A 21438-nucleotide genomic window follows, 5' to 3' on the forward strand; every position below is an offset into this window, starting at 1 on the left:
GAAAATTGTAATAACTCTATTTAATTCTTTACGTTTTACCGCACTAAATGTTGATGAAGTTTCAGATTGCGCAACAGCAGCAACAGGAACTTGTACTATTTGTCCGTTACTAGCATTTCTAAATGTAATTTTTTGATTTAACAAAGCATCTTTGTTGTAGCGGTATTTATCCATTAAACGAATGTTTATTGGGTAATCATCTTCACCATCTTTAAAGGTTGATACTTCTTTACCAAATAATGATGTTCTTATTGCATCTCCAATTTGAGCGGTTGAAACATTTAAGCTTCTAGCTTTTTGACGATCAATAATAAATGGTAATTCTGGTTTTCCTTGTTCTACATCTAAACTTAGCTCTTCAATTCCTAAAATATTAGCTTCATTAATGTATTGTTTTATGTTTTCTGAAGTTGCTAATAATTCTTCATAATCATCACCAGAAACTTCAATATTTATTGGTGCTCCAGTTGGTGGGCCATCCGAAGGTCTATCAACAGTAATATTTACGCCCGGAAAGTTTTTTAGTAAATTTCTTATTTCAATTAAAACCTCATCAGTATCAATATCACCACGATCCATAAATTTAACAAAATCTACCGTGATTCTAGCTTTATTTGGAGTTGTTCCGCCTTGCTGACCTTGGTTTGGATCACTTGTTCCTTCACCTACTTGACCAATAACTGAAGTTATAATTTGATTTTTACCATTAACTTCATACTTTTTTAAATATTCTTGAATTTTATTTTCAATTTCAATAGAAAGGTTATTAGTTTCTTTTATATCTGTTCCAATAGGGTATTCTAAATAAACATATACTTGTTTTGGAGGTGTTTCAGGAAAGAATAATACTTTTGGAGGGAAAATGGCAAATAAAACAAATGAAACGAATAATAATCCAAATGTTCCAAAAAAGAACCATCTAGGTCTTTTTCCGCGCAATGTATATACTAATGTTCTTTCATAGAAAACTTCTAATTTTGGTAAAAATTTTGTTTGAAACCATTCTGTTGCCGGACTTAAAAATTTGGTGTTTATAACACGTAATAATCCAGCGAATGCTAAAAGCAAACCTAAAGCATTTAGTAATTTACTACCTGTGGATAAACCGCCAATAATAAATAAAACACCAACAGTAAATAAGATACTGCTATAAATTAAAATCTTTTTAAAATTAACTTCATCTTCTTTTATTTTCATATAAATAGAAGTTAACATTGGGTTTATTAAAAGGGCAACAAATAATGATGAACTTAATACAATTATTAATGTAATTGGTAAATATCGCATAAATTCACCCATCATTCCTGGCCAAAATGCTAATGGAATAAAAGCTGCTAACGTTGTGGCTGTAGAAGCAATAATTGGCATAGCAACTTCACCAACACCATATTTTGCAGCATCTATTTTAGAATAGCCTTCATCTAATAATCTATATACATTTTCTACAACCACAATACCATTATCTACTAACATTCCTAGTGCAATAACTAGTGAGAAAAGTACCATAGTATTTAATGTAACACCCAATGCGCTTAATAGTATAAAAGACATAAACATAGAAAGCGGTATTGCAATACCTACAAAAAGCGCATTTCTAATTCCAAGGAAGAATAGTAACACTACAACCACCAAAATAATTCCTAAAATAATACTGTTTTCAAGGTCGGCAACCATTGTTTTAGTATCGTTAGTTTGATCGTTTGTTTTAGATACATTTAAATTTGCAGGTAAATATTCTTCTTTTGCTTTTGCTAATATTTGATCAATTTGTTCTGAGGCATTTATTAAATTTTCTCCTCCGCGTTTTTTTACATCAAGCATTACAACAGGTTGTGAAAATTCACGTGCATAACTTTCTTTTTCTTGCTCTTTAAAACTTACAATTGCAATATCTCTTAAATAAACAATATTGTTGTTTTCTTGTTTAACAATAATGTTTTCTATTTCTTTTGCCGATTTAAATTCTCCAATTACACGAACATTTCTTCTAATGCCATTTTCAAGTAAATCACCTCCAGAAACGGTGATATTTTCATTTTGAATGGCCATTGCAATATCATTAAAGCTGATTTGCGATGTTTCCATTTTAAACAAATCAACACTAATTTCTATTTCTTTATCTTGAATTCCGCGTATTTCAACTTTTGATATTTCAGGAACTTTTTCTATTTCTTCTTCTAAATACTCTCCAAATTCTTTTAGTTTATCCATAGAAAAATCTCCCGATAAATTAATGTTCATAATTGGCATTAATTCGGCAAAATTTAGTTCTTGTACGTGCGGATCAGCAGGTAAATCTTTTGGGAAATCTTTATCGGAAGTAGCGGCATCAACTTTATCTTTTACTTTTCGTAAAGCTTCTGTTGGTGTTACGCTAAAATCAAATGTTACTTGTATTGTTGAATATCCTTCAATAGATGTTGAAACAATTTCATCTACACCAGAAATTCCGTTTATTTCTTTTTCTAAAGGTCTGGTAACCAGTTTTTCAATATCAAGTGCTGAGTTTCCAGGATAAGGTGTGGAAACATAAATTTCTGGCACAACAATTTCTGGAAATGCTTCTCTTGGCATACTTGTATAAGAAAATATACCTGCTATAAAAATCATGGCAATTATCACAAAAACTGTCATTTTATTGTGAATAGACCACGTAGATATTTTAAATTCTTTGTTCATTTTAATGTTGTTTTTTTAATTTGTATCAGGTGTTTGGTATTAGGAAATATGTAAATTCTTCATTTCTCCTTACTACATTCAATTAATTGTTTATTTTAACAATATCACCTGCTTTTACAATTCTAGCGCCTTTATCTACAAGTGTGTCTGTAGCTTCAAGTCCTTCAGAAATAAATACCTCGTTATTATATTCTTTTAAAATTGTAATTAATTTTTTGTCAACAATATTTTCTCCATTAGCAGTATTTATGGTGAAAACGTAATTGTTTCCTTTTTGATCTTTTTGTACCAATGTTGATGGAATTACTAATCCTTCTTGCTTAAAATCTACTATTTTTAAGTTGGCCAATAAATTTGGTTTAATGCTATTATCTTTGTTAGAAATGTTAATGCGTGCTTTAAAACTTCTGTTATCTGGATTTATATAGTTCCCAATTTGTGTAATTTTAGATTCCACTTCTTTTCCAATTGACGGAAAGTTTAAAATTGTTTCAGTGCCAATTTTTACTACCGGTAAATACGTTTCAGTAACGTCCGCTTCAATATATACATTGTTTAAATTTAATAAGCGAACCGTTGCAGCTGTTGGACTAGTTAATTCTCCAATTTTTGGGAATATTTCATCAACTATTCCACTAAACGGAGCAATAATTTTCATTTTTCTTACTTGTGTTTTTAAAGATGCTAAGTTGTTTTCTAAACCTTCTTTTTGTGCTTTTGCTTGTAAATATTGCATTTCAGAACCAATTTTTTGATTCCATAAACGTTCTTGTCTGTCAAAGGTAGTTTTGGCTAAATTTAATTGTGTTGTTAACTCTGCTATACTATTTTTAACCGCAGCATCATCTAACTGAATTAATGTTTGCCCTGCAGCAACTTGTTGTCCTTCTTTAACGTAAATGGCAGTTACAGTTCCACCCATTTCCGGACGGATTTCAATATTTTTATCTGCTTTAACAACACCTTGTATATCTATATAATGTTTAAAAACTTCTTTTTTTACAGGTAAAATAGTTACAACATGTAGTTTTTTAGTAGTGTCTAATTTTAAAAGTTTGTTTTCAACTATTTTTAATTGTTTGTTTAAACTATCAATTTGATTAATAATAGAATTTTTTTCAGAATTTAAATCTGAAATTGATGATTTTTTAATTTCTTCACCACATGAAAATAGTAGAGTGGCTGCTGTAAAAAGTAGGAATATATTTTTCATTTTTTTTGATTTCTAGTTGTTAATTGGTGTATTTAATGCGTTATCTAAGGCTGCTTTATTTGCTATTAATTGCAACATGCTTTGTAAATAATTTTGTTGCATTGTGTATAGTTGTCTTTGTGCTTCCGTAAGTTCAAAGCTTGTAGAAAGTCCTTCAAAAAACTTTATTTGCTGTTTTTTCTCAATGCGTTCAGCCAATGCTAAATTTTGCTTAGATGTTTCAAGCTCTTCAATACTAAAATTATAATCTGTTTTGGCAGTTGCCAATTGTAATTGTAATTTTTGTTCGGTTTCGGTTAAGTTTGTTTTTGCTTTTTCTAATTCAATTTTTGCTTGTTGTGTTCTTGAACTACGTGCTAAACTGCTAAAAATTGGTATGTTTAAACTAACGCCCAATAAAGATGAATCGAACCATTTTTGATCCTTTTTAGTAAAATCAAACTCTTCTCCGTATCCTACATATGCAAAATTAATAAAGCTACTTAAAGTTGGTAACGCTTTACTTTGCTCTAGTTTTACTAAAAGTTCATTTGCTCTTTCATTGTTTTTTGCAATTTTATAATCAATATGGTTTTCTACAGTTAAATCATTAGTAAGTAAACCTAAATTTAAATTTTCTTTTGCTAATTGATTTAAATTATTAGTTAAAACAAGTACGGTATTTATGTTTATTCCCAAAGTAATATTTAGCATTTTGTAGGCTATATTCTTTAAGTTTTTGGTTTTAGATAATTGGGTTTTTACCGAAGCTAAAGTAATTTGTAACTGCTCTACACTTTCTTCTTCCGCTAATCCATTTTTATATATTTCTATAGTTTCATCTAAGTTTTTTTGGAGCGTTGCAATGTTTTTTTCTAAAATTAATACACTTTCTTCTGTTAAAAGCACATTTCCATAAGCATTAATAACAGCTTCTCTTATGCCTAATTCAGTTTTTTCTTTTGCATTTTCTGATATTTTTAAGTAAGTTTTTGCCGATTGTAATCCAACCAAATAAGAGCCATCAAAAATTAATTGATTTAATGTAGCAGTTGCATTCATGCTTTGTTTTTGGGTAAAAATGTATTCTTCATTTACTCCATCAAGGTCAAAATCTATTAAAGTTATTTGTTGTTTGATCCAATTTTGATAATCTATACTAGCGTTTATTTGTGGCAACCCAATTGTAGTTGTTTCCCATTTTTTAAGTTTTGCGGCATCAATATCTCTAGCTGCATTTATAGAAGCGTAGCTATTTTTTAAAGCATAATCTATAGCTTGATCCAACGATAGAGAAATGCTTTCTTGAGCATTTAGTTGGAAACTTAAAAGTATTCCATAAAATATTAGTAAGTAGTTTTTCATTTTTTTAATGTTCGTTTTGTTCTAATTGTTGTTCTAAAACTTTAATTCCTTTGCTTGTTGCAATTGCTCTTATATGATATTCTAAAGCTTTTAATTCTAGGTTATTTATAGTGTTTTTGTTGTATTTGTGTAGGTTGGTGTCATGAACACCCATAACTAATGAAAAATAAAATTTTGTAATTAATTCGGGTTCTAAATTTTTTTGATACAATCCTTCATTTATTCCTTTTTCAATATTTTTTAAAATACATTCTTTAAACATACAAAATTCATCTGCCATTAATTTGTTATACGTTTTAGGGTAATATTTTTGAAGCTGATACATTGGAGAGTCATCGGTATTTTTAAACAGGTCTTTAAATGTATTTTTAATTTCAAAATTTTCTTCAATGGCATTATAGCCTTTTTTGCAAATACATAAAACAGAATTATGGATATGCTCATGAATATGTGATATAGCCTCATCAACTAATTCTTCCTTATTGCTAAAGTATTTGTAAATAGTTTTTTTGGAAATACCAAGTTCATTTGCAATGTCATCCATAGTAACACTTTTAAACCCAAATTTTAAAAATATTTCACCAGATTTTTGCAAAATAGTTTTTTTCATAAAATTTAATTTCATTTTAAATTAACGGTGCAAATATATACAAGGAAACTAAAGAAACAAAAAAAGTTTCCTAAGTTTTAATAATTTGATAACAATCAAAAAAAAGAAGCAACTATTTAATTGTAAAAGGGAAAGCTGTATTTTTACAAAAAAATAATGAAATGAATATTGTAGACACCTATAAAGATAATTTTTTAGACTATTTAAATTCCTCAATTACTATTAAAGAACCTGAAAATTTATATAAACCTATACATTATATACTTCAATTAGGTGGAAAACGGTTGCGTCCAATTTTAACCTTGCTTACTTGCGATCTTTTTGGAGGAAATTCTAAGCAAGCACTTAATGCTGCTTTGGCCATTGAAGTTTTTCATAATTTCACGCTAATACATGATGATATTATGGACAGTGCTCCTATGAGAAGAGGACATGAAACGGTACATAAAAAATGGAATGTAAATACGGGTATATTAAGCGGTGATGCTATGATGATTGTTGCGTATCAATGTTTTGAAAATTATGAACCAACAATGTACAAAAAGCTATTAACAGTGTTTAATAAAACGGCATTAGAAGTTTGTGAAGGTCAGCAATTAGATATAGATTTTGAAAATAGAAATAATGTTACAATTGCGGAATATATTAAAATGATAACCTTTAAAACATCTGTTTTGGTTGCTGCAGCTATGAAAATGGGCGCAATAATTGCAAAGGTTGATGATGCCGAAGCTGCTAAAATTTACAACTTTGGTTTAAACTTAGGAATTGCATTTCAATTACAAGACGATTATTTAGATACTTTTGGAAATGCCGAAACCTTTGGAAAACAAATAGGAGGAGACATTTTAGAAAATAAGAAGACATTTTTATTTTTAAAATGTATTGAAATTGCCAATAAAAGTGATGTAAAAGAACTGTTAAAATTATATTCAGATAAAAAAGGAAACGCTCAAAAGGTACAAAGAGTAACGGAACTTTTTATCAATAATAAAATAGATGAAAATACCATTAAAGAAATAGAAAGTTATACAAATAAAGCATTTGAAATTTTAAATTCTTTAACTCTTTCAGATGAAAAGAAAGCTGTTTTAAAAAATTTTGGATTAAATTTAATGAAACGAACCGTGTAATGTTTTCATCCAATAATCAAATAGAAATATTTAAAAAAATTGAAAGTGAGCATTATTTACCTAAATTAATTGAACAGTTAAATAAAGATTTTCAGTTAGCGAATATAGATAGCGAGTTTGGTTCAGAATTATTAATTACTGAAGTAAATGAACAACTAAATAAATTAATTTATAAATTAATAACAACACAATATGATGATTATTTAAACCTTTTATATAGAATTGATGTTTCTGAAAAAGAGTTAGCACTTGTTACAGGAGTTGATTTAAAAGAGAATATCAGAGAAATTTCTTTTTTAATTATAAAAAGAGAATTTCAAAAAGTTTGGTTTAAAAGTAAAATCTAAAAACAGGTGTTAAAGCCGATGGTTGAGTAATGTTTTTTTCCTCATCATATAAAACATCATATCTTAATCCTAAAGCAACATTTCCAGTTACATACTCAAAGCCAATATATAAGGCAGTTTGCCATCGAGAAAAATTGGCAGTATTATAATTTTGATCAATTTTTAATTCTTCTAATTCTGTAGATAATTGTATATATTGTATTGGTTTGTAAAAAGCTAAAATACTTCCACCATATAAATGAGTTGTATTATTATAGGTCGATTTATTTTTTAAATACACGTAAGTTAATCCTAAACCAGCAGAAAATTCGTTAGAAAAATCATAAATAGCGCTTGGTGAAATAGAAATTGTAGAAAAAGAGCCGCTTAACCCTATATTAAATCCACCTCCAAATCTAATATGGTCAGTAAAACTATAAGTATTTTCAGTTTTTTGTGATAAAACAGAATAACTAATAAGTAGGTTAAAAATTAATAAGTAAGTAATTTTGTGCATGTTATAAGTTTAAAGCTAAGATAAATAAATAAATGTAATATTTTTGTATCATAAAAATTGCGCATAAAGTAAATATGTTTTATTTTTGCGCCCAGTTTTAGGTCCCATAGCTCAGCTGGTTAGAGCATCTGACTCATAATCAGAGGGTCCTTGGTTCGAGCCCAAGTGGGACCACTTTTAAAACTTATAAAGCCTTTCAATTAGTTGAAAGGCTTTTTTATGACAAAATATTCCCATTTATATGCAGTTTAGTGCATTTTATTAATTGCACTAGTGAATTTAATGGAATATTAAAATTTAAATATATATTTGTCTTTCATTATTTTATTTCAGTATTTGAAATTTATAAAATAAGAAGTATATTTGTAATTGTAGTTTTTTGATTTACAGAAGATTATTTAAATTTAACCTCAACCCCAAATGAGAAAGAAAGTTAACATTTATGTGTTAAGTTTTTTAGTAATGTTTTTTTGCGCCACTAGTTATGCTCAAAAAACACCGCCTCAGCCTAATAATGGAGGCAAAGAATCTGGCCCGGCTCCACTTCCGGGATTACCGATTGATGGTGGTATTCTTTATTTAATTATTTCAGGAGTTATTTACGGTATTTATAAATCTGAAAAGAAAAATAACTAATTATTTTTCTAAAAGTCTAGCAACATATTTTCCAATTACATCAAATTCTAAATTCACAATAGTTCCAATTTTAAAGGTGTGAAAATTTGTGTTTTCATATGTATAAGGAATTATTGCCACCGAAAAAGCATGCTTTTTAGAGTTTACTACAGTTAAACTAGTACCATTTATAGTTACAGATCCTTTTTCAATAGTAATATTGTTTAAAGCACTATCATATTCAAAACTAAAAAACCAGCTACCATTTTCTTCTTTAATTTCAGTACAAGTAGCAGTCTGATCTACATGTCCTTGTACTATATGTCCATCTAAACGAGCTCCAAGTACCATTGCTCTTTCTAAATTAATTAAGTCACCAATTTTAACTTCTTTAAAATTAGATTTGTCAAGCGTTTCTTTAATTGCTGTTACAGTATATTCTTTATCTTTTATGTTAACTATTGTTAAGCAAACTCCGTTGTGAGCAATGCTTTGATCAATTTTTAGTTCATTTGTAAAATTACTTTCAATTGTAATATGTAAATTATCTCCTTCTTTAACTAAATTTTTAACAGTTCCTAAACTTTCAATAATACCTGTAAACATGATTTTGTAAATTAAATTGATTACTTTTGAAGTCTCAAAATTAAGAATAATTAACTTGTTTAATGGATAAATTTGAAAAAATAAAATTAGGAATTTCTATTGGTGATTTTAATGGTATTGGGATAGAAATTATATTAAAAACATTTTTAGATAAAAGAATGTTAGATTTTTGTACACCTATTATATTTGGTTCTACAAAATTAATTTCCTTATGGCAAAAAACCTTAAATACCAATATTCCAATTAATGGAATTAGAGAAGTAGATAAAGCAATTGAAGGGAAATTAAATGTACTTAATTTATGGAAAGAAGATATTGAAATTAATTTAGGAAGTCCTACCGCTTTTTCTGGAGAATACGCATTTAAATCGTTGGAAGCCGCTACAAAATCATTAAGTAATAATGAGATCGATGTTTTGGTTACAGCTCCAATTAATAAAGATAACATTCAGTCGGAGAACTTTAAATTTCCTGGGCATACAGAGTATTTAGAGTCACAATTAGAAGGTGAAAGTTTAATGATTTTAATGTCCGATACGTTAAGAATTGGTTTAATAACGGGTCATATACCAGTTTCAAAAATCTCTGAAACTATAACTGCTGAATTAATAGAAAAGAAAGTAGCAATTTTACATAAAACTTTAATAGAAGATTTTGCCATTTCTAAGCCTAAAATTGCATTGTTAGGTTTAAATCCACATTGTGGAGATAATGGTGTTATTGGAACCGAAGACGACACAGTTATAAGACCAACAATTACTAAAATTCAAAAAACCGGTAAAATTGTATACGGTCCGTATGCAGCAGATAGTTTTTTTGGGTCTGAAAATTATAAAAATTTTGATGCCATTTTAGCTATGTACCATGATCAAGGTTTGGCGCCATTTAAAACATTAGCTTTTGGAGGAGGTGTAAATTTTACTGCGGGTTTAAATAAAATAAGAACCTCACCAGATCACGGAACAGCTTATGAGTTAGCAGGGAAAGATAAGGCTAATATAAACTCATTTAAAGAGGCCGTTTTTAGCGCAATCCAAATTTTTAGAACAAGAACAGAATATAAAAGTTTGACAGAAAACGTATTAAAAATTTCTGATCAAAAATAAAAACATAAAATTTATCAAAAATAATTTTATAATACTATTTATAATTTTATATCTTTGCACGCTCAAATTGAAGTTCTAAATGAAAGATTTAAAAGAGTTTGATATTTCTTTTATAGGTTTAAAAGAAGGTAATCATAAGTTTGAATATTTAATTGAGAAAAAGTTCTTTGATTTTTTGAAGTACGATGAGTTTAATGATTCAAGTGTAAAAGTTGTAATTTCGTTTTTAAAGAAAGCAACAATATTTGAATTAAATTTTCAGTTTTCAGGTTGGGTAGAAGTAGCTTGTGATTTAACAAATGAGTTTTTTCATCAACCAATTGAAGCTGAGATAGATTTAATAGTTAAATTTGGTCAGGAGTATAATGATGAGAATGAAGAGTTGCTTATTATACCACATTCCGAATTTAAAATAAATGTTGCTCAATATATATATGAAGCAATTGTATTAAATGTTCCTTTAAAAAGAATTCACCCAGGTATAAAGGATGGAACCTTAGAATCTGACGTATTAGAAAAATTAAAAGAATTAGAAATTAAAGATCTAGACCAAGAAATAGAAGAACAAGACATTAAGGACATTGATCCTAGATGGAATAAATTAAAAGAATACACTAATAGAAAAAAATAAGAGTAATGGCACATCCAAAGAGAAAAATATCAAAAACAAGAAGAGATAAAAGAAGAACTCATTATAAAGCAGTAGCGCCACAAGTAGCTGTTGATCCAACAACTGGTGAAGCTCATTTATATCACAGAGCTCATTGGCATGAAGGAAAGCTTTATTACAGAGGTCAAATTGTTATTGATTCAGTTGAAACACAAGCATAATTAATTAAGATAATTATGCAAAAAACTCTCATTTTGAGGGTTTTTTTTGTTTTTTAAGCCTAATAGAACCAAAAAATGACAAAAATAAGTATTGAATAGAAATAAATTTCATTACTTTGGAGTGTCACTTTTTGTTAAAAGATATATAATATGACTAAAATTACTGCAGCAATTACGGCCGTTGGAAAATATCTTCCAGAAGACATTTTAACTAATGAAATGTTGGAAAAAATGGTGGATACGAACGATGAATGGATTACTTCAAGAACAGGAATTAAGGAACGAAGAATTCTAAAAGGAGAAGGTAAAGGAACTTCATTTATGGCTATTAAAGCAGCTCAAGAATTAATTGAGAAAAAAAAGTTAGATCCAAAAGAAATAGATTTAGTATTAGTTGCAACCGCAACACCTGATATGCAAGCAGCTGCTACAGCTGCATATGTAGCATCAGAAATTGGTGCCGTAAATGCTTTTGGATTTGATTTAGAAGCAGCTTGTTCAAGTTTTTTATATGGCATGTCAGTTGCATCTAGTTATATAGAATCTGGAAGGTATAAAAAAGTACTATTAATAGGTGCTGACAAATGTTCATCTATGATAGATTATACAGACAGAGCAACATGTATTATATTTGGTGATGGAGCCGGAGCTGTTTTGTTTGAACCAAATGAAGAAGGTTTAGGGTTACAAGATGAATATTTGAGAAGTGATGGAGCTGGTAGAGAATTTTTACGTGTAAAAGCTAGTGGTTCTATGTATCCTGTAACAAAGGAAGCATTGGATAAAAGAGAAAATTTTGTGTTTCAAGATGGGAAAACAGTATTTAAAAATGCAGTTTTTAATATGGCAGATGTTGCTGTTAAAATATTGGAGCGCAATAACCTAACTAAAGATGATGTAAATTGGCTTGCAGCACATCAAGCTAATAAAAGAATTATTGAAGCAACTGCCAATAGAATTGAAATGGAAAGTTCAAAAGTAATGATGAACATTCAAAAATATGGTAATACTACTTCTGCAACATTACCGTTATTATTAGCAGATTACGAAAAACAACTTAAAAAAGGAGATAATATAATATTTGCTGCATTTGGAGGTGGATTCACATGGGGATCTATCTATCTTAAATGGGCATATAATTCTTAATAAATTAACAACTAAAAACGAACGATATGGATTTAAGAGATATTCAAAATCTAATAAAATTTGTAGCCAAATCTGGCGCAAGTGAAGTGAAGTTAGAAATGGAAGATATTAAAATCACCATTAAAACAGGATCTGAAAAAACAGAGACTACAATAGTTCAACAAGCACCACTAAACATTCCTCAAATGCCAGTAGCGCAAGGGGAACCACAAGTTGCTACAGTACCAACAGCTCAGGAACCAGTTGTTAATGAAACGTCGAAATATAAAGAGATAACTTCTCCAATAATTGGAACTTTTTATAGAAAACCATCTCCAGACAAACCAGTTTTTGTTGAGGTAGGAGATACTATTAGTGCAGATACCGTTGTTTGTATGGTTGAAGCAATGAAGCTATTTAATGAAATTGAATCAGAAGTTTCAGGGAAAATTATAAAAGTACTAGTAGAAGATGGTACACCAGTTGAATTTGGTCAACCATTATTTTTAGTAGATCCATCCTAATGTAAAATCACAATTTTCAATTCCCAAACTCTAAAATATTTTTTAGAATTTGTTTGTTGAATGTTGAAAAATTGAAGAATTTATGTTTAAAAAAATATTAATAGCTAATAGAGGCGAAATAGCACTACGAGTTATAAGAACTTGTAGAGAAATTGGTGTAAAAACGGTTGCAGTTTATTCAACTGCTGATGCTGAAAGTTTACATGTAAGATTTGCCGACGAAGCGGTTTGTATAGGACCACCTGCAAGTAGTGAATCGTATTTAAAAATGCAATCAATATTAGCAGCTGCAGAAATTACAAATGCAGATGCTATACATCCAGGGTACGGATTTTTATCAGAAAATGCTAAATTTTCTAAACTTTGTGAAGAGCACAATATTAAATTTATTGGTGCAACTGCTGATATGATTAGTAAAATGGGAGATAAAGCTTCTGCCAGAGCTACTATGAAAGCGGCTGGTGTGCCTACAATTCCAGGTTCTGATGGTTTACTTGATACATTTGAAGAGGCTGAAAAATTAGCCGATGAAATGGGCTATCCGGTAATGCTTAAAGCAACTGCCGGTGGTGGTGGAAAAGGAATGCGTGCCGTTTGGAAAAAAGAGAAATTAAGAGAACTATGGGATTCTGCCAGAAAAGAAGCTTTTGCTTCGTTTGGAAACGACGGAATGTATATGGAAAAATTAATTGAAGAGCCACGCCATATAGAAATTCAAATTGTTGGAGATTCTTACGGAAAGGCTTGTCATTTATCTGAAAGAGATTGCTCAATTCAACGTCGTCATCAAAAACTTACTGAAGAAGCACCTTCACCATTTATGACAACTCAATTAAGAAAGAAAATGGGAGAAGCAGCTGTAAAAGCGGCTGAATTTATTTCTTATGAAGGCGCAGGTACCGTTGAATTTTTAGTGGATAAGCATAAAAATTTCTATTTTATGGAAATGAATACGCGTATTCAAGTAGAACATCCAATTACTGAACAAGTTATTGACTACGATTTAATTTATGAACAAATTAAAGTGGCAGCTGGTGTTCCAATTTCAGGTAAAAACTATTTACCTAAGTTACACTCAATAGAATGTAGAATTAATGCAGAAGATCCTTATAAAGATTTTAGACCTTCACCTGGAAAAATACAAACATTACATGTTCCTGGAGGTCACGGGGTAAGAGTTGATACGCACGTGTATGCTGGATATACTATTCCACCAAATTACGATTCAATGATTGCAAAATTAATTACTACAGCTCAAACTAGAGAAGAGGCAATTGCAAAAATGCGCAGAGCTTTAGATGAATTTGTAATAGAAGGAATAAAAACTACAATTCCTTTCCATAGACAGTTGATGGATCATCCAGATTATATTGCTGGAAACTATACAACAAAATTTATGGAAGATTTTGTGTTGGCTCCTGAAGCAGAATAATAAAATTTAAAATAAAAAAAAAGGATATGAGAAATCATATCCTTTTTTTATTGCTTTATTCTAAAATTAATCTCTATTTCCTAATATTTGCATTCCCCAATATAGCAACATAGCTAAGGAACCAAGTGCAGAAACTAAATAAGTTCTTGCCGCCCATTTTAAAGAATCTTTAGCCCCATCTTGTTCAGCTTCGGTTAGCATATTATTTGTTTTTAACCAAGCTAACGCTCTATTACTTGCATCATATTCAACTGGTAAAGTAATAAAACTAAAAATAGTGGCTACAGCCATCATTGCAAGTCCAGCAATGGCGATGGTAAAACCAATTCCAGAATTACCCGAAAACGCACTAATTAAAATACCTCCAATAACTAGCCATTGCGAAAATTTAGAAGAAACATTTACAGCTGGTACTAGTTTAGATCGCATAGTTAACCATTCATAAGCCTGTGCATGTTGAACAGCATGACCAACCTCATGCGCAGCAACGGCAGCTGAAGCAGCATTTCTTTCAGCATATACGGACTCACTTAGATTAACAGTTTTATTAAGCGGGTTGTAATGATCAGTTAATTGTCCAGGCGTAGAAATAATTTTAACATCAAAAATACCATTGTCGTGGAGCATTTTTTCAGCAATCTCTCTTCCGCTTAATCCGTTTCTTAGTTGAACAGTAGAATAATATTTAAATTTACTTTTTAGTTTGTTGCTTACAAGCCAACTTACTAAAGATATAATTCCAATTAATATATAAAATCCCATAAATTTCTTTTTAGTTAATAAATTTTTTATTTGGTAAATTTACATCATAAATTATTCCAAAAAAAAAGGAACAGACAAAATGACAAAAAAACCGAAAATACTATTAATTTACACAGGAGGTACCATTGGTATGGTAAAAGACTATAAAACTGGTGCTTTAAAGACGTTTAATTTTAATAAACTTTTAAATCAAATTCCCGAAATTAATCAGTTGCATTGTGTTATTGAAAGTATTTCATTAAAAAAACCTATAGATTCGTCCAATATGAATACTTCCGATTGGGTTTTAATAGCAGAAATTATTGAAATCAATTATAATAGTTATGATGGATTTGTAGTTTTGCATGGTTCCGATACAATGGCATACACAGCATCAGCTATTAGTTTTATGTTTGAAAACCTTTCAAAACCTATAATTTTTACAGGATCTCAGTTGCCAATTGGTGATTTAAGAACTGATGCAAAAGAAAATTTAATTACATCTATTCAAATTGCATCAGCTGTAGAAAATGATTCACCTATAATTAAAGAGGTTTGTTTGTATTTTGAATACAAATTATATAGAGGGAATAGAACAACAAAAATAAATTCAGAACATTTTCAGGCATTTACTTCTCCAAACTATCCACCACTTTGTGAAAGTGGAGTCCATTTAAAATTTGATAGAAATCTGATTTTCAAACCACATTCAAAAGAAAGTTTAGTGGTTAGAAAAAATATGGTAAAAGATATTGTAATTCTTAAAATATTTCCTGGAATTACTAAAGAAGTTGTAAAAAGCATTCTTTCTATTGAAAATTTGAAAGGTGTAATTTTAGAAACCTATGGAGCAGGGAATGCACCAAGTGATAAATGGTTTGTTTCCTTGTTAAAGGATGCAATAAAAGAAGGTATTCAAATTGTAAACGTTACCCAATGTGCAGGAGGAAGTGTTATTATGGGACAATATGAAACGAGTGTGCAACTTCAAAAAATAGGAGTTATTAGCGGTTTTGACATAACAACAGAGTCGGCAATTGCAAAGCTCATGTACCTTTTAGGTGAAAAAATTCCTAAAAATCAGTTTCGAATAATTTTTGAAACTTCTCTGAGAGGAGAAATTTCAAAACCAAACTAGAAATTCTGTAATATAATTTAGATTTATTGAATATATTTCAAAAAAAAATGAAATTCAGAAGGTTTTAGATATATTTTTGAGAAAAAGAGTGTTAAAAAAAATATTTTTTTAAAGTGGTTGTAAAATTTTCAGAATTCAACATTTTTTTGTTACTTGCCATTCGCAAACGGCACATAGCTAAATTAAATTTGTAGAGTTGAAGTTTAAGAAAATTACTACGTTTAATTGGTTGTGTTTTTTGTAAATTTTAAAACCGGATAAAAATTAATAAATTAACTATTACACGATGAAAAGAGTATTTACTATCCTTGCGATTACAGGATTATTGTTATTTGGAGCAGCACCTAAAGCTATTGCACAAGATGCAGCTAACACTGAACAAGTTGCTGATGCAACAGAATCAAAAACATTTCACCAAGAATTAAAACAACGTTTTATTGAAGGTGGACCTTTCTTTATGGGAATTGTATTAGTAGCTTTAATTTTAGGATTAGCTATTGCAATTGAAAGAATTATTTACCTTAATATGGCTACTACTAATACTAAGAAATTAGTAAATAGTGTTGATGATGCATTATCATCAGGTGGTGTTGAAGCTGCAAAAGAAGTTTGTAGAAATACAAAAGGACCAGTTGCTTCAATTTTCTATCAAGGTTTAGATAGAATGGACGAAGGTGTAGAAGCAGCTGAAAAAGCAGTTGTTGGTTACGGTGGAGTTCAAATGGGATTATTAGAGAAAAACATTTCTTGGTTATCTTTATTTATTGCGTTAGCACCTATGCTTGGGTTCATGGGAACAGTTATTGGTATGATTGATGCGTTTGACTCTATTCAAGCTGCAGGTGATATTTCTCCAACTGTTGTTGCTGGTGGTATTAAAGTGGCATTATTAACAACTGTATTTGGTTTAGTTGTTGCTATTATTTTACAAATTTTTTATAACTATATCATTTCTAAAGTTGATAGTATTGTAAATAATATGGAAGATGCTTCTATTTCACTTGTTGACCTTTTGGTTAGACACAAAAAATAATAATAAATTATGAATACAAAAATTTCTAAGATATTAACTTATATAACAGGTCTAATAGGATTGATTGGTTTCTTTTTCTTTATTAGAATTGTTGTAGAAGGTGATACAAATATAGAGAATGATGCTAGCTTACAAAACAGCATACTTTCTCCTTTTATTACATTTTCTATTTTTACATTGGCTGCGACAGCTTTAATTGCAGTAGTTTATTCTTTAATAAACTTGTTTAAGCACCCAGATGTATTAAAAAGATCTTTAATTGGAGTTGGAATATTGCTTGTATTGTTAGTGGTATCTTATTCTTTTGCTTCAGGAGACGCTGTAACTGATCAATTAGGTAAAGTTTTACCTGATGGAGAAGCTGGAAGTGTTTCTAGATGGGTAAGCACATTAATTAACTACAGTTTTATATTAGGATCTATTGGTTTAGTATTCTTTTTATATGACTTTGTTAAAGGACTTGTAAAATAAATATATCATGGCAAGAAGAGAAAATTCAGAAATAAATGCTGGTTCAATGGCAGACATTGCGTTCTTGCTTTTAATATTTTTCTTAGTAACAACTACTATGGATGTTGATTCTGGTATCGCAAGAAAATTACCAGAAAAATCACCGCCAGATCAAAAGAATGATGTTATTGTTAAACAAAAGAATGTTTTTGATATAGTTGTAAACCGTAACAATCAAATTTTGATTGAAGGTACTGATTTTGTTAAAGTAACAGACATCAAAGGTTTAGTAATGAAATTTATTGATAACGGAGGTGGTATTGGAAACTCTATTGATGGTAAACCTGGAGAACCTTGTGACTATTGTAATGGAGCAAAAGATCCAGCATCGTCAGATCACCCTTCTAAGGCTATTATCTCGTTACAAAGTGATAGAGGTACAACTTACGGAATGTATATTACTATTCAAAATGAAATTGAAGCGGCATACAATCAGTTAAGAAATGACCTTTCCACTAAATTATATGGTAGATCTTATGATCAGTTAATTAGTGATTACGATAACGATCCAACGGAAAGTTTAAAAGCGAAAATTGATAATTTGAAAGATAAATATCCTCAAATTATTACTGAACCTGAACCATTAAAATAATATCAGATTATGAGTAAGTTTAAAAAGAAGAAAAAAGGGTTACCTGCAATTTCTACGGCATCTTTACCTGATATTGTATTTATGTTGTTATTCTTTTTTATGGTTTCTACTACGATGAGAGAAACGGATTTATTAATTAAAAAACCGTTCCTTCCTACTGCTAGTGAAGTTAAAAAATTAGAGCAAAAAAGTTTAGTAAGTACAATTTATGTTGGGAAATCTAAAGATTCAAGAATCTCTGGAGATAAAATCCAAGTAAATGACAAAATTATTGACGTGAAAGATGTTCCTAGTTTTATTTTTGCAGAGAGAGCTTTAAGAAAAGAAGAAGAAGTTAAATTTATGACTACTTCTATTAAAGCTGATAAAGAAGCTAGTGTTGGTACTATATTAGATATTAAAGAGCAATTACGTGATATAAATGCCTTAAAGGTAAGTTTCTCTACAGCTAGAGGAAATGACCTAACAGGTAATTATAAAAAATAAAGTAAAAATTAGTATTTTAAAAAAAGGCAATAGAAATTCTATTGCCTTTTTTGGTTTTATAAACTACATTTGTTAGTATGAATAAAGGAATTGTAATACTTATTTTAATTTTTGGTTCATTGAACATTTCAGCACAAACTGAATTGGATTCAATAGATTATAAATACTTAGAAGATCAAATATATTTGACTCTTACCTATAATATTTTACAAAATAAACCCTTAGAAGTCTCTCAAAATGGTTTTTCAGGTGGAATGGGGCTTGGTTTTATTAAAGATTTTCCTATTAATAAGGAACGTTCTATAGGCTTTGGTTTAGGCGCTGGTTATTCATATGGGGTGTTTGTTCAAAATATGAAGATTGCTGAGGTAAATGGAATTACAGAGGTAAGTTTAGCTGAAGATTATTCTATTAATAAATTTACATTACATGCTATTGAAGTTCCGTTAGAATTGCGATGGCGTAATTCTTCTGCGACTAAATATAAGTTTTGGCGTGTTTACGGAGGACTGAAATTAGAATACGTTTTTTCTTTTGATTCTAAATTTACAGATGATGTTAGTACCGTTAAAACTAAAAATATTACTGAGGTAAATAAATTTCAAACTGGAATTTATGTTTCTGCTGGTTATAGTACTTGGAATTTGTATTTTTATTATGGTTTAAATCCAATTTTTAATGATTTATCGCTTGACGGAGAAGATATTTCTATGAAAGAGATTAATATAGGTTTAAAGTTTTACATATTGTAAAAAACTAAAAATACTATTAATTGTGTAGCTATTCCAACTAAATAACCTAAAATAACTTCTGTTAGTTTATGAGCTTTTAAGCGTAATCTTGAAGATAAAATTAATCCACTTAATACAAACAAAACCATTAAGATTAGAAGTAAGTTTATTTTAAAGTAATAGCTAAAGTATATTAAAAAACCGATTAAACCACCAATTGCTAACGCGTGAAGGCTTATTTTGGTTTTTAAATGAAGTAGGCCGTACGAAACAATTAAGCCAAAACCATATCCAAAATAAAATAATGCTAATAAGTCTACAATAGTAGATTTGTACAACCAGTTTCCTATTATGTAAGTAAGTGAAATAAATAAAATAGTTGGAAACTTTCGCTCCTCAATGGTATCCATGTAATAGCTCTGAATCATCTTAAAATTTTTAAGAAGGAATAAAAGAAATAATGGAAAAATGTAAGTTCCTAAAAAAATTACCAGTAAAATAGTATGTTCTTGTGTTTTAAAAATATATTTTGGAATAAATAGAAAATATAATATAGCTCCAAGAATGGAAAAATTTATAGGATGGAAGAAATAGGAGATAAATATTGAAAGTTTACGTGTCATTTTTTAATTCTTTAAATTTCTTTTCTTAATCTGGCTACAGGAATATCTAATTGTTCTCTATATTTAGCTACTGTTCTTCTGGCTATTGGGTATCCTTTTTCTTTTAAAAGTTTGGCAAGTTTATCATCTGTCATGGGTTTTTTCTTATTTTCTTTATCAATAACAGTTAATAAAATGTCTTTAATTTCTTTGGTAGAAACGTCATCTCCCTGGTCATTTTTCATCGATTCTGAAAAGAAATCTTTAATTAATTTGGTTCCGTATGGTGTAGAAACAAATTTGCTGTTTGCAACCCTTGATACGGTTGAAACATCCATATTTATAATATCAGCAATATCTTTTAAAATCATTGGTTTTAACTTACGTTCATCGCCAGTTAAAAAATATTCTTTTTGATATTGCATAATTGCATTCATATTTAAATACAAAGTTTGCTGTCTCTGTTTAATGGCATCAATAAACCATTTTGCTGAATCTAATTTTTGTTTTATAAATAAAACTGCATCTTTTTGCGATTGAGATTTATCGGCAGAATCTTTATAACCGCTTAATAAGTCGTTATATTCTTTGGAAATATGCAATTCTGGTGCGTTTCTTGAATTAAGTGTAAGCTCTAATTCCCCTTCGTCAATTCTTATAGAAAAATCGGGTACAATTTGTTCTGCAATTTTATTATTGCCAACATGTGAACCACCTGGTTTTGGATTTAATTTTTCTATTTGGCGAATAGCATCCTTTAATTCATCTTCAGTAACATGAAATTTTTGAATTAATTTGGCATAATGTTTTTTTACAAACTGATCAAAAGATTGTTCTAAAATATTAATTGCTAAAGTTCTGGCAGGTTTTTCATCCTTTCTTTTTAGCTGAAGTATTAAACATTCTTTTAAATCTCTTGCGCCAACACCTGCAGGATCTAATTCTTGAACAATTTTTAGTAATTGTTCTAATTCTTCAATGGTGGTGTAAATGTTTTGAGTGAAGGCCAAATCATCCATCACATCTAGCAAATCACGTCTTAAATAACCACTTTCATCAATACTTCCAATTAAAAAATCTGTAATAATTTCTTGGTCGTCGGTTAATCTGTAGGTGTTTATTTGATTTTTTAAATGTTGTGTAAAAGAAGTTCCTGATGCAAATGGAATATCTTTTTCGTCATCATCAGCTGTGTAATTATTACTTTGCGTTTTGTAATTAGGAATTTCATCGTCACTTAAATATTCATCAATATTAATATCATCTGTATTTATAGTATCATTACCTGAATCATCATATTCATCATTTATTGAATTATCATCAAATTCATCTAAGTTTTCTTTTCCACTTTCTAAGGCAGGATTTTCCTCTAATTCTTGTTTCAATCGCTGTTCAAATGCTTGTGTAGGCAATTGAATCATCTTCATCAACTGAATTTGTTGTGGTGATAACTTTTGTAATAGTTTTTGATGTAATCCTTGTTTTAGCATATAAAATTAAATTCCATTTTGATAAAAATACAAAAAAACATAGTATGTTGTTTA

24 protein-coding genes and 1 tRNA gene are annotated in these 21438 nt (G+C 29.3%); 16 read left to right on the forward strand and 9 right to left on the reverse strand.

What is annotated here, in order from left to right; genetic code table 11:
- From ABY298_RS01510 to ABY298_RS01525, 4 genes are all read right to left on the reverse strand, one after another.
- A partial coding sequence (locus ABY298_RS01510; RefSeq protein ID WP_372744220.1) for an efflux RND transporter permease subunit occupies positions 1-2679 on the reverse strand: 2679 nt, incomplete at its 3' end.
- Between the two features lie 82 nt (positions 2680-2761).
- Positions 2762-3892, reverse strand: coding sequence for an efflux RND transporter periplasmic adaptor subunit (locus tag ABY298_RS01515; RefSeq protein WP_372744221.1), 1131 nt, complete (start codon positions 3890-3892; stop codon positions 2762-2764).
- 12 nt (positions 3893-3904) lie between these two features.
- Positions 3905-5236 (reverse strand): TolC family protein, encoded by a 1332-nt coding sequence (locus ABY298_RS01520; protein WP_372744222.1) that lies wholly within the window; start codon positions 5234-5236, stop codon positions 3905-3907.
- A 4-nt stretch (positions 5237-5240) separates the two neighbouring features.
- Entirely contained in the window at positions 5241-5846 is a 606-nt protein-coding gene (locus ABY298_RS01525) for a TetR/AcrR family transcriptional regulator (RefSeq protein WP_372744223.1), read from the reverse strand.
- 161 nt (positions 5847-6007) lie between these two features.
- Between ABY298_RS01525 and ABY298_RS01530 the strand changes: the two genes are divergently transcribed.
- Together ABY298_RS01530 and ABY298_RS01535 are read left to right on the forward strand one after the other, a co-directional pair.
- Entirely contained in the window at positions 6008-6979 is a 972-nt protein-coding gene (locus ABY298_RS01530; protein WP_372744224.1) for a polyprenyl synthetase family protein, read from the forward strand.
- Positions 6979-7326: a hypothetical protein gene (locus tag ABY298_RS01535; RefSeq protein ID WP_372744225.1), complete on the forward strand. Its 348-nt coding sequence runs from the start codon at positions 6979-6981 to the stop codon at positions 7324-7326. Before ABY298_RS01530 ends, ABY298_RS01535 begins: the two co-directional genes overlap by 1 nt.
- On the opposite strand, the gene ABY298_RS01540 is transcribed toward ABY298_RS01535, so the two are convergent.
- Complete coding sequence (locus ABY298_RS01540; protein ID WP_372744226.1) at positions 7310-7822, reverse strand: alpha-ketoglutarate decarboxylase; 513 nt, start codon at positions 7820-7822, stop codon at positions 7310-7312. The two genes, ABY298_RS01535 and ABY298_RS01540, sit on opposite strands and share 17 nt — an antisense overlap.
- A 100-nt stretch (positions 7823-7922) precedes the next feature.
- Here ABY298_RS01540 and ABY298_RS01545 point away from each other — a divergent pair.
- A tRNA-Ile gene (locus ABY298_RS01545) sits at positions 7923-7996 on the forward strand.
- 246 nt (positions 7997-8242) lie between these two features.
- Positions 8243-8458 (forward strand): PID-CTERM protein-sorting domain-containing protein, encoded by a 216-nt coding sequence (locus tag ABY298_RS01550; RefSeq protein ID WP_372744227.1) that lies wholly within the window; start codon positions 8243-8245, stop codon positions 8456-8458.
- Here ABY298_RS01550 and ABY298_RS01555 read toward each other — a convergent pair whose 3' ends face one another.
- Positions 8459-9043, reverse strand: a complete 585-nt coding sequence (locus tag ABY298_RS01555; RefSeq protein ID WP_372744228.1) for a riboflavin synthase — start codon at positions 9041-9043, stop codon at positions 8459-8461.
- Between the two features lie 62 nt (positions 9044-9105).
- Here ABY298_RS01555 and pdxA point away from each other — a divergent pair, with 62 nt between their 5' ends.
- From pdxA to accC, 6 genes are all read left to right on the forward strand, one after another.
- On the forward strand, positions 9106-10149 hold the full coding sequence (gene pdxA, locus ABY298_RS01560; protein ID WP_372744229.1) for a 4-hydroxythreonine-4-phosphate dehydrogenase PdxA: 1044 nt from the start codon (positions 9106-9108) through the stop codon (positions 10147-10149).
- 79 nt (positions 10150-10228) lie between these two features.
- Positions 10229-10780, forward strand: a complete 552-nt coding sequence (locus tag ABY298_RS01565) for a DUF177 domain-containing protein (protein WP_372744230.1) — start codon at positions 10229-10231, stop codon at positions 10778-10780.
- A 5-nt stretch (positions 10781-10785) separates the two neighbouring features.
- Positions 10786-10980: a 50S ribosomal protein L32 gene (rpmF, locus tag ABY298_RS01570; RefSeq protein ID WP_372744231.1), complete on the forward strand. Its 195-nt coding sequence runs from the start codon at positions 10786-10788 to the stop codon at positions 10978-10980.
- A 150-nt stretch (positions 10981-11130) separates the two neighbouring features.
- Positions 11131-12126 (forward strand): beta-ketoacyl-ACP synthase III, encoded by a 996-nt coding sequence (locus tag ABY298_RS01575; protein ID WP_372744232.1) that lies wholly within the window; start codon positions 11131-11133, stop codon positions 12124-12126.
- A 26-nt stretch (positions 12127-12152) separates the two neighbouring features.
- Positions 12153-12629: an acetyl-CoA carboxylase biotin carboxyl carrier protein gene (gene accB, locus ABY298_RS01580; RefSeq protein WP_372744233.1), complete on the forward strand. Its 477-nt coding sequence runs from the start codon at positions 12153-12155 to the stop codon at positions 12627-12629.
- 82 nt (positions 12630-12711) lie between these two features.
- Positions 12712-14061 carry an acetyl-CoA carboxylase biotin carboxylase subunit gene (accC, locus tag ABY298_RS01585; RefSeq protein WP_372744234.1) on the forward strand — a complete coding sequence of 450 codons (1350 nt, stop codon included), beginning with the start codon at positions 12712-12714 and terminating at the stop codon, positions 14059-14061.
- Positions 14062-14127: 66 nt separating this feature from the next.
- Here the strand turns inward: accC and ABY298_RS01590 are convergent, their stop codons facing one another.
- Positions 14128-14823 (reverse strand): zinc metallopeptidase, encoded by a 696-nt coding sequence (locus tag ABY298_RS01590; RefSeq protein WP_372744235.1) that lies wholly within the window; start codon positions 14821-14823, stop codon positions 14128-14130.
- Between the two features lie 79 nt (positions 14824-14902).
- On the opposite strand from ABY298_RS01590, the gene ABY298_RS01595 reads away from it, so the two are divergent.
- The 6 genes from ABY298_RS01595 to ABY298_RS01620 all read left to right on the forward strand — a co-directional run bounded on the left by ABY298_RS01595 (position 14903) and on the right by ABY298_RS01620 (position 19313).
- Positions 14903-15940 carry an asparaginase gene (locus ABY298_RS01595; RefSeq protein ID WP_372744236.1) on the forward strand — a complete coding sequence of 346 codons (1038 nt, stop codon included), beginning with the start codon at positions 14903-14905 and terminating at the stop codon, positions 15938-15940.
- Between the two features lie 286 nt (positions 15941-16226).
- A complete protein-coding gene (locus ABY298_RS01600; RefSeq protein ID WP_372744237.1) occupies positions 16227-16973 on the forward strand; it encodes a MotA/TolQ/ExbB proton channel family protein in 747 nt (248 codons plus the stop codon).
- A gap of 9 nt (positions 16974-16982) precedes the next feature.
- On the forward strand, positions 16983-17444 hold the full coding sequence (locus tag ABY298_RS01605) for a hypothetical protein (RefSeq protein WP_372744238.1): 462 nt from the start codon (positions 16983-16985) through the stop codon (positions 17442-17444).
- Between the two features lie 7 nt (positions 17445-17451).
- Positions 17452-18075: an ExbD/TolR family protein gene (locus tag ABY298_RS01610; protein ID WP_372744239.1), complete on the forward strand. Its 624-nt coding sequence runs from the start codon at positions 17452-17454 to the stop codon at positions 18073-18075.
- A gap of 9 nt (positions 18076-18084) precedes the next feature.
- The gene (locus ABY298_RS01615) at positions 18085-18561 is read left to right on the forward strand and encodes an ExbD/TolR family protein (RefSeq protein ID WP_372744240.1); all 477 of its coding nucleotides are present in this window, start codon (positions 18085-18087) and stop codon (positions 18559-18561) included.
- Between the two features lie 77 nt (positions 18562-18638).
- Positions 18639-19313 carry a porin family protein gene (locus ABY298_RS01620; RefSeq protein ID WP_372744241.1) on the forward strand — a complete coding sequence of 225 codons (675 nt, stop codon included), beginning with the start codon at positions 18639-18641 and terminating at the stop codon, positions 19311-19313.
- Here the strand turns inward: ABY298_RS01620 and ABY298_RS01625 are convergent.
- Both ABY298_RS01625 and rpoN read right to left on the reverse strand, forming a co-directional pair.
- The gene (locus tag ABY298_RS01625; protein ID WP_372744242.1) at positions 19301-19720 is read right to left on the reverse strand and encodes a hypothetical protein; all 420 of its coding nucleotides are present in this window, start codon (positions 19718-19720) and stop codon (positions 19301-19303) included. The two genes, ABY298_RS01620 and ABY298_RS01625, sit on opposite strands and share 13 nt — an antisense overlap.
- Positions 19721-19926: 206 nt before the next feature.
- The gene (rpoN, locus tag ABY298_RS01630; RefSeq protein WP_372744243.1) at positions 19927-21384 is read right to left on the reverse strand and encodes an RNA polymerase factor sigma-54; all 1458 of its coding nucleotides are present in this window, start codon (positions 21382-21384) and stop codon (positions 19927-19929) included.
- Between the last annotated feature and the right edge of the window lie 54 nt (positions 21385-21438).

The sequence above is a fragment of the Lutibacter sp. genome (assembly GCF_041596795.1).
Lineage (GTDB): Bacteria > Bacteroidota > Bacteroidia > Flavobacteriales > Flavobacteriaceae > Lutibacter.

Coding starts and splice junctions, on each gene's coding strand:
- ABY298_RS01515 (WP_372744221.1), bottom strand. CDS start 3,892: ATGAAAAATATATTCCTACTTTTTACAGCAGCCACTCTACTATTTTCA.
- ABY298_RS01520 (WP_372744222.1), bottom strand. CDS start 5,236: ATGAAAAACTACTTACTAATATTTTATGGAATACTTTTAAGTTTCCAA.
- ABY298_RS01525 (WP_372744223.1), bottom strand. CDS start 5,846: ATGAAAAAAACTATTTTGCAAAAATCTGGTGAAATATTTTTAAAATTT.
- ABY298_RS01530 (WP_372744224.1), top strand. CDS start 6,008: ATGAATATTGTAGACACCTATAAAGATAATTTTTTAGACTATTTAAAT.
- ABY298_RS01535 (WP_372744225.1), top strand. CDS start 6,979: ATGTTTTCATCCAATAATCAAATAGAAATATTTAAAAAAATTGAAAGT.
- ABY298_RS01540 (WP_372744226.1), bottom strand. CDS start 7,822: ATGCACAAAATTACTTACTTATTAATTTTTAACCTACTTATTAGTTAT.
- ABY298_RS01550 (WP_372744227.1), top strand. CDS start 8,243: ATGAGAAAGAAAGTTAACATTTATGTGTTAAGTTTTTTAGTAATGTTT.
- ABY298_RS01555 (WP_372744228.1), bottom strand. CDS start 9,043: ATGTTTACAGGTATTATTGAAAGTTTAGGAACTGTTAAAAATTTAGTT.
- pdxA (WP_372744229.1), top strand. CDS start 9,106: ATGGATAAATTTGAAAAAATAAAATTAGGAATTTCTATTGGTGATTTT.
- ABY298_RS01565 (WP_372744230.1), top strand. CDS start 10,229: ATGAAAGATTTAAAAGAGTTTGATATTTCTTTTATAGGTTTAAAAGAA.
- rpmF (WP_372744231.1), top strand. CDS start 10,786: ATGGCACATCCAAAGAGAAAAATATCAAAAACAAGAAGAGATAAAAGA.
- ABY298_RS01575 (WP_372744232.1), top strand. CDS start 11,131: ATGACTAAAATTACTGCAGCAATTACGGCCGTTGGAAAATATCTTCCA.
- accB (WP_372744233.1), top strand. CDS start 12,153: ATGGATTTAAGAGATATTCAAAATCTAATAAAATTTGTAGCCAAATCT.
- accC (WP_372744234.1), top strand. CDS start 12,712: ATGTTTAAAAAAATATTAATAGCTAATAGAGGCGAAATAGCACTACGA.
- ABY298_RS01590 (WP_372744235.1), bottom strand. CDS start 14,823: ATGGGATTTTATATATTAATTGGAATTATATCTTTAGTAAGTTGGCTT.
- ABY298_RS01595 (WP_372744236.1), top strand. CDS start 14,903: ATGACAAAAAAACCGAAAATACTATTAATTTACACAGGAGGTACCATT.
- ABY298_RS01600 (WP_372744237.1), top strand. CDS start 16,227: ATGAAAAGAGTATTTACTATCCTTGCGATTACAGGATTATTGTTATTT.
- ABY298_RS01605 (WP_372744238.1), top strand. CDS start 16,983: ATGAATACAAAAATTTCTAAGATATTAACTTATATAACAGGTCTAATA.
- ABY298_RS01610 (WP_372744239.1), top strand. CDS start 17,452: ATGGCAAGAAGAGAAAATTCAGAAATAAATGCTGGTTCAATGGCAGAC.
- ABY298_RS01615 (WP_372744240.1), top strand. CDS start 18,085: ATGAGTAAGTTTAAAAAGAAGAAAAAAGGGTTACCTGCAATTTCTACG.
- ABY298_RS01620 (WP_372744241.1), top strand. CDS start 18,639: ATGAATAAAGGAATTGTAATACTTATTTTAATTTTTGGTTCATTGAAC.
- ABY298_RS01625 (WP_372744242.1), bottom strand. CDS start 19,720: ATGATTCAGAGCTATTACATGGATACCATTGAGGAGCGAAAGTTTCCA.
- rpoN (WP_372744243.1), bottom strand. CDS start 21,384: ATGCTAAAACAAGGATTACATCAAAAACTATTACAAAAGTTATCACCA.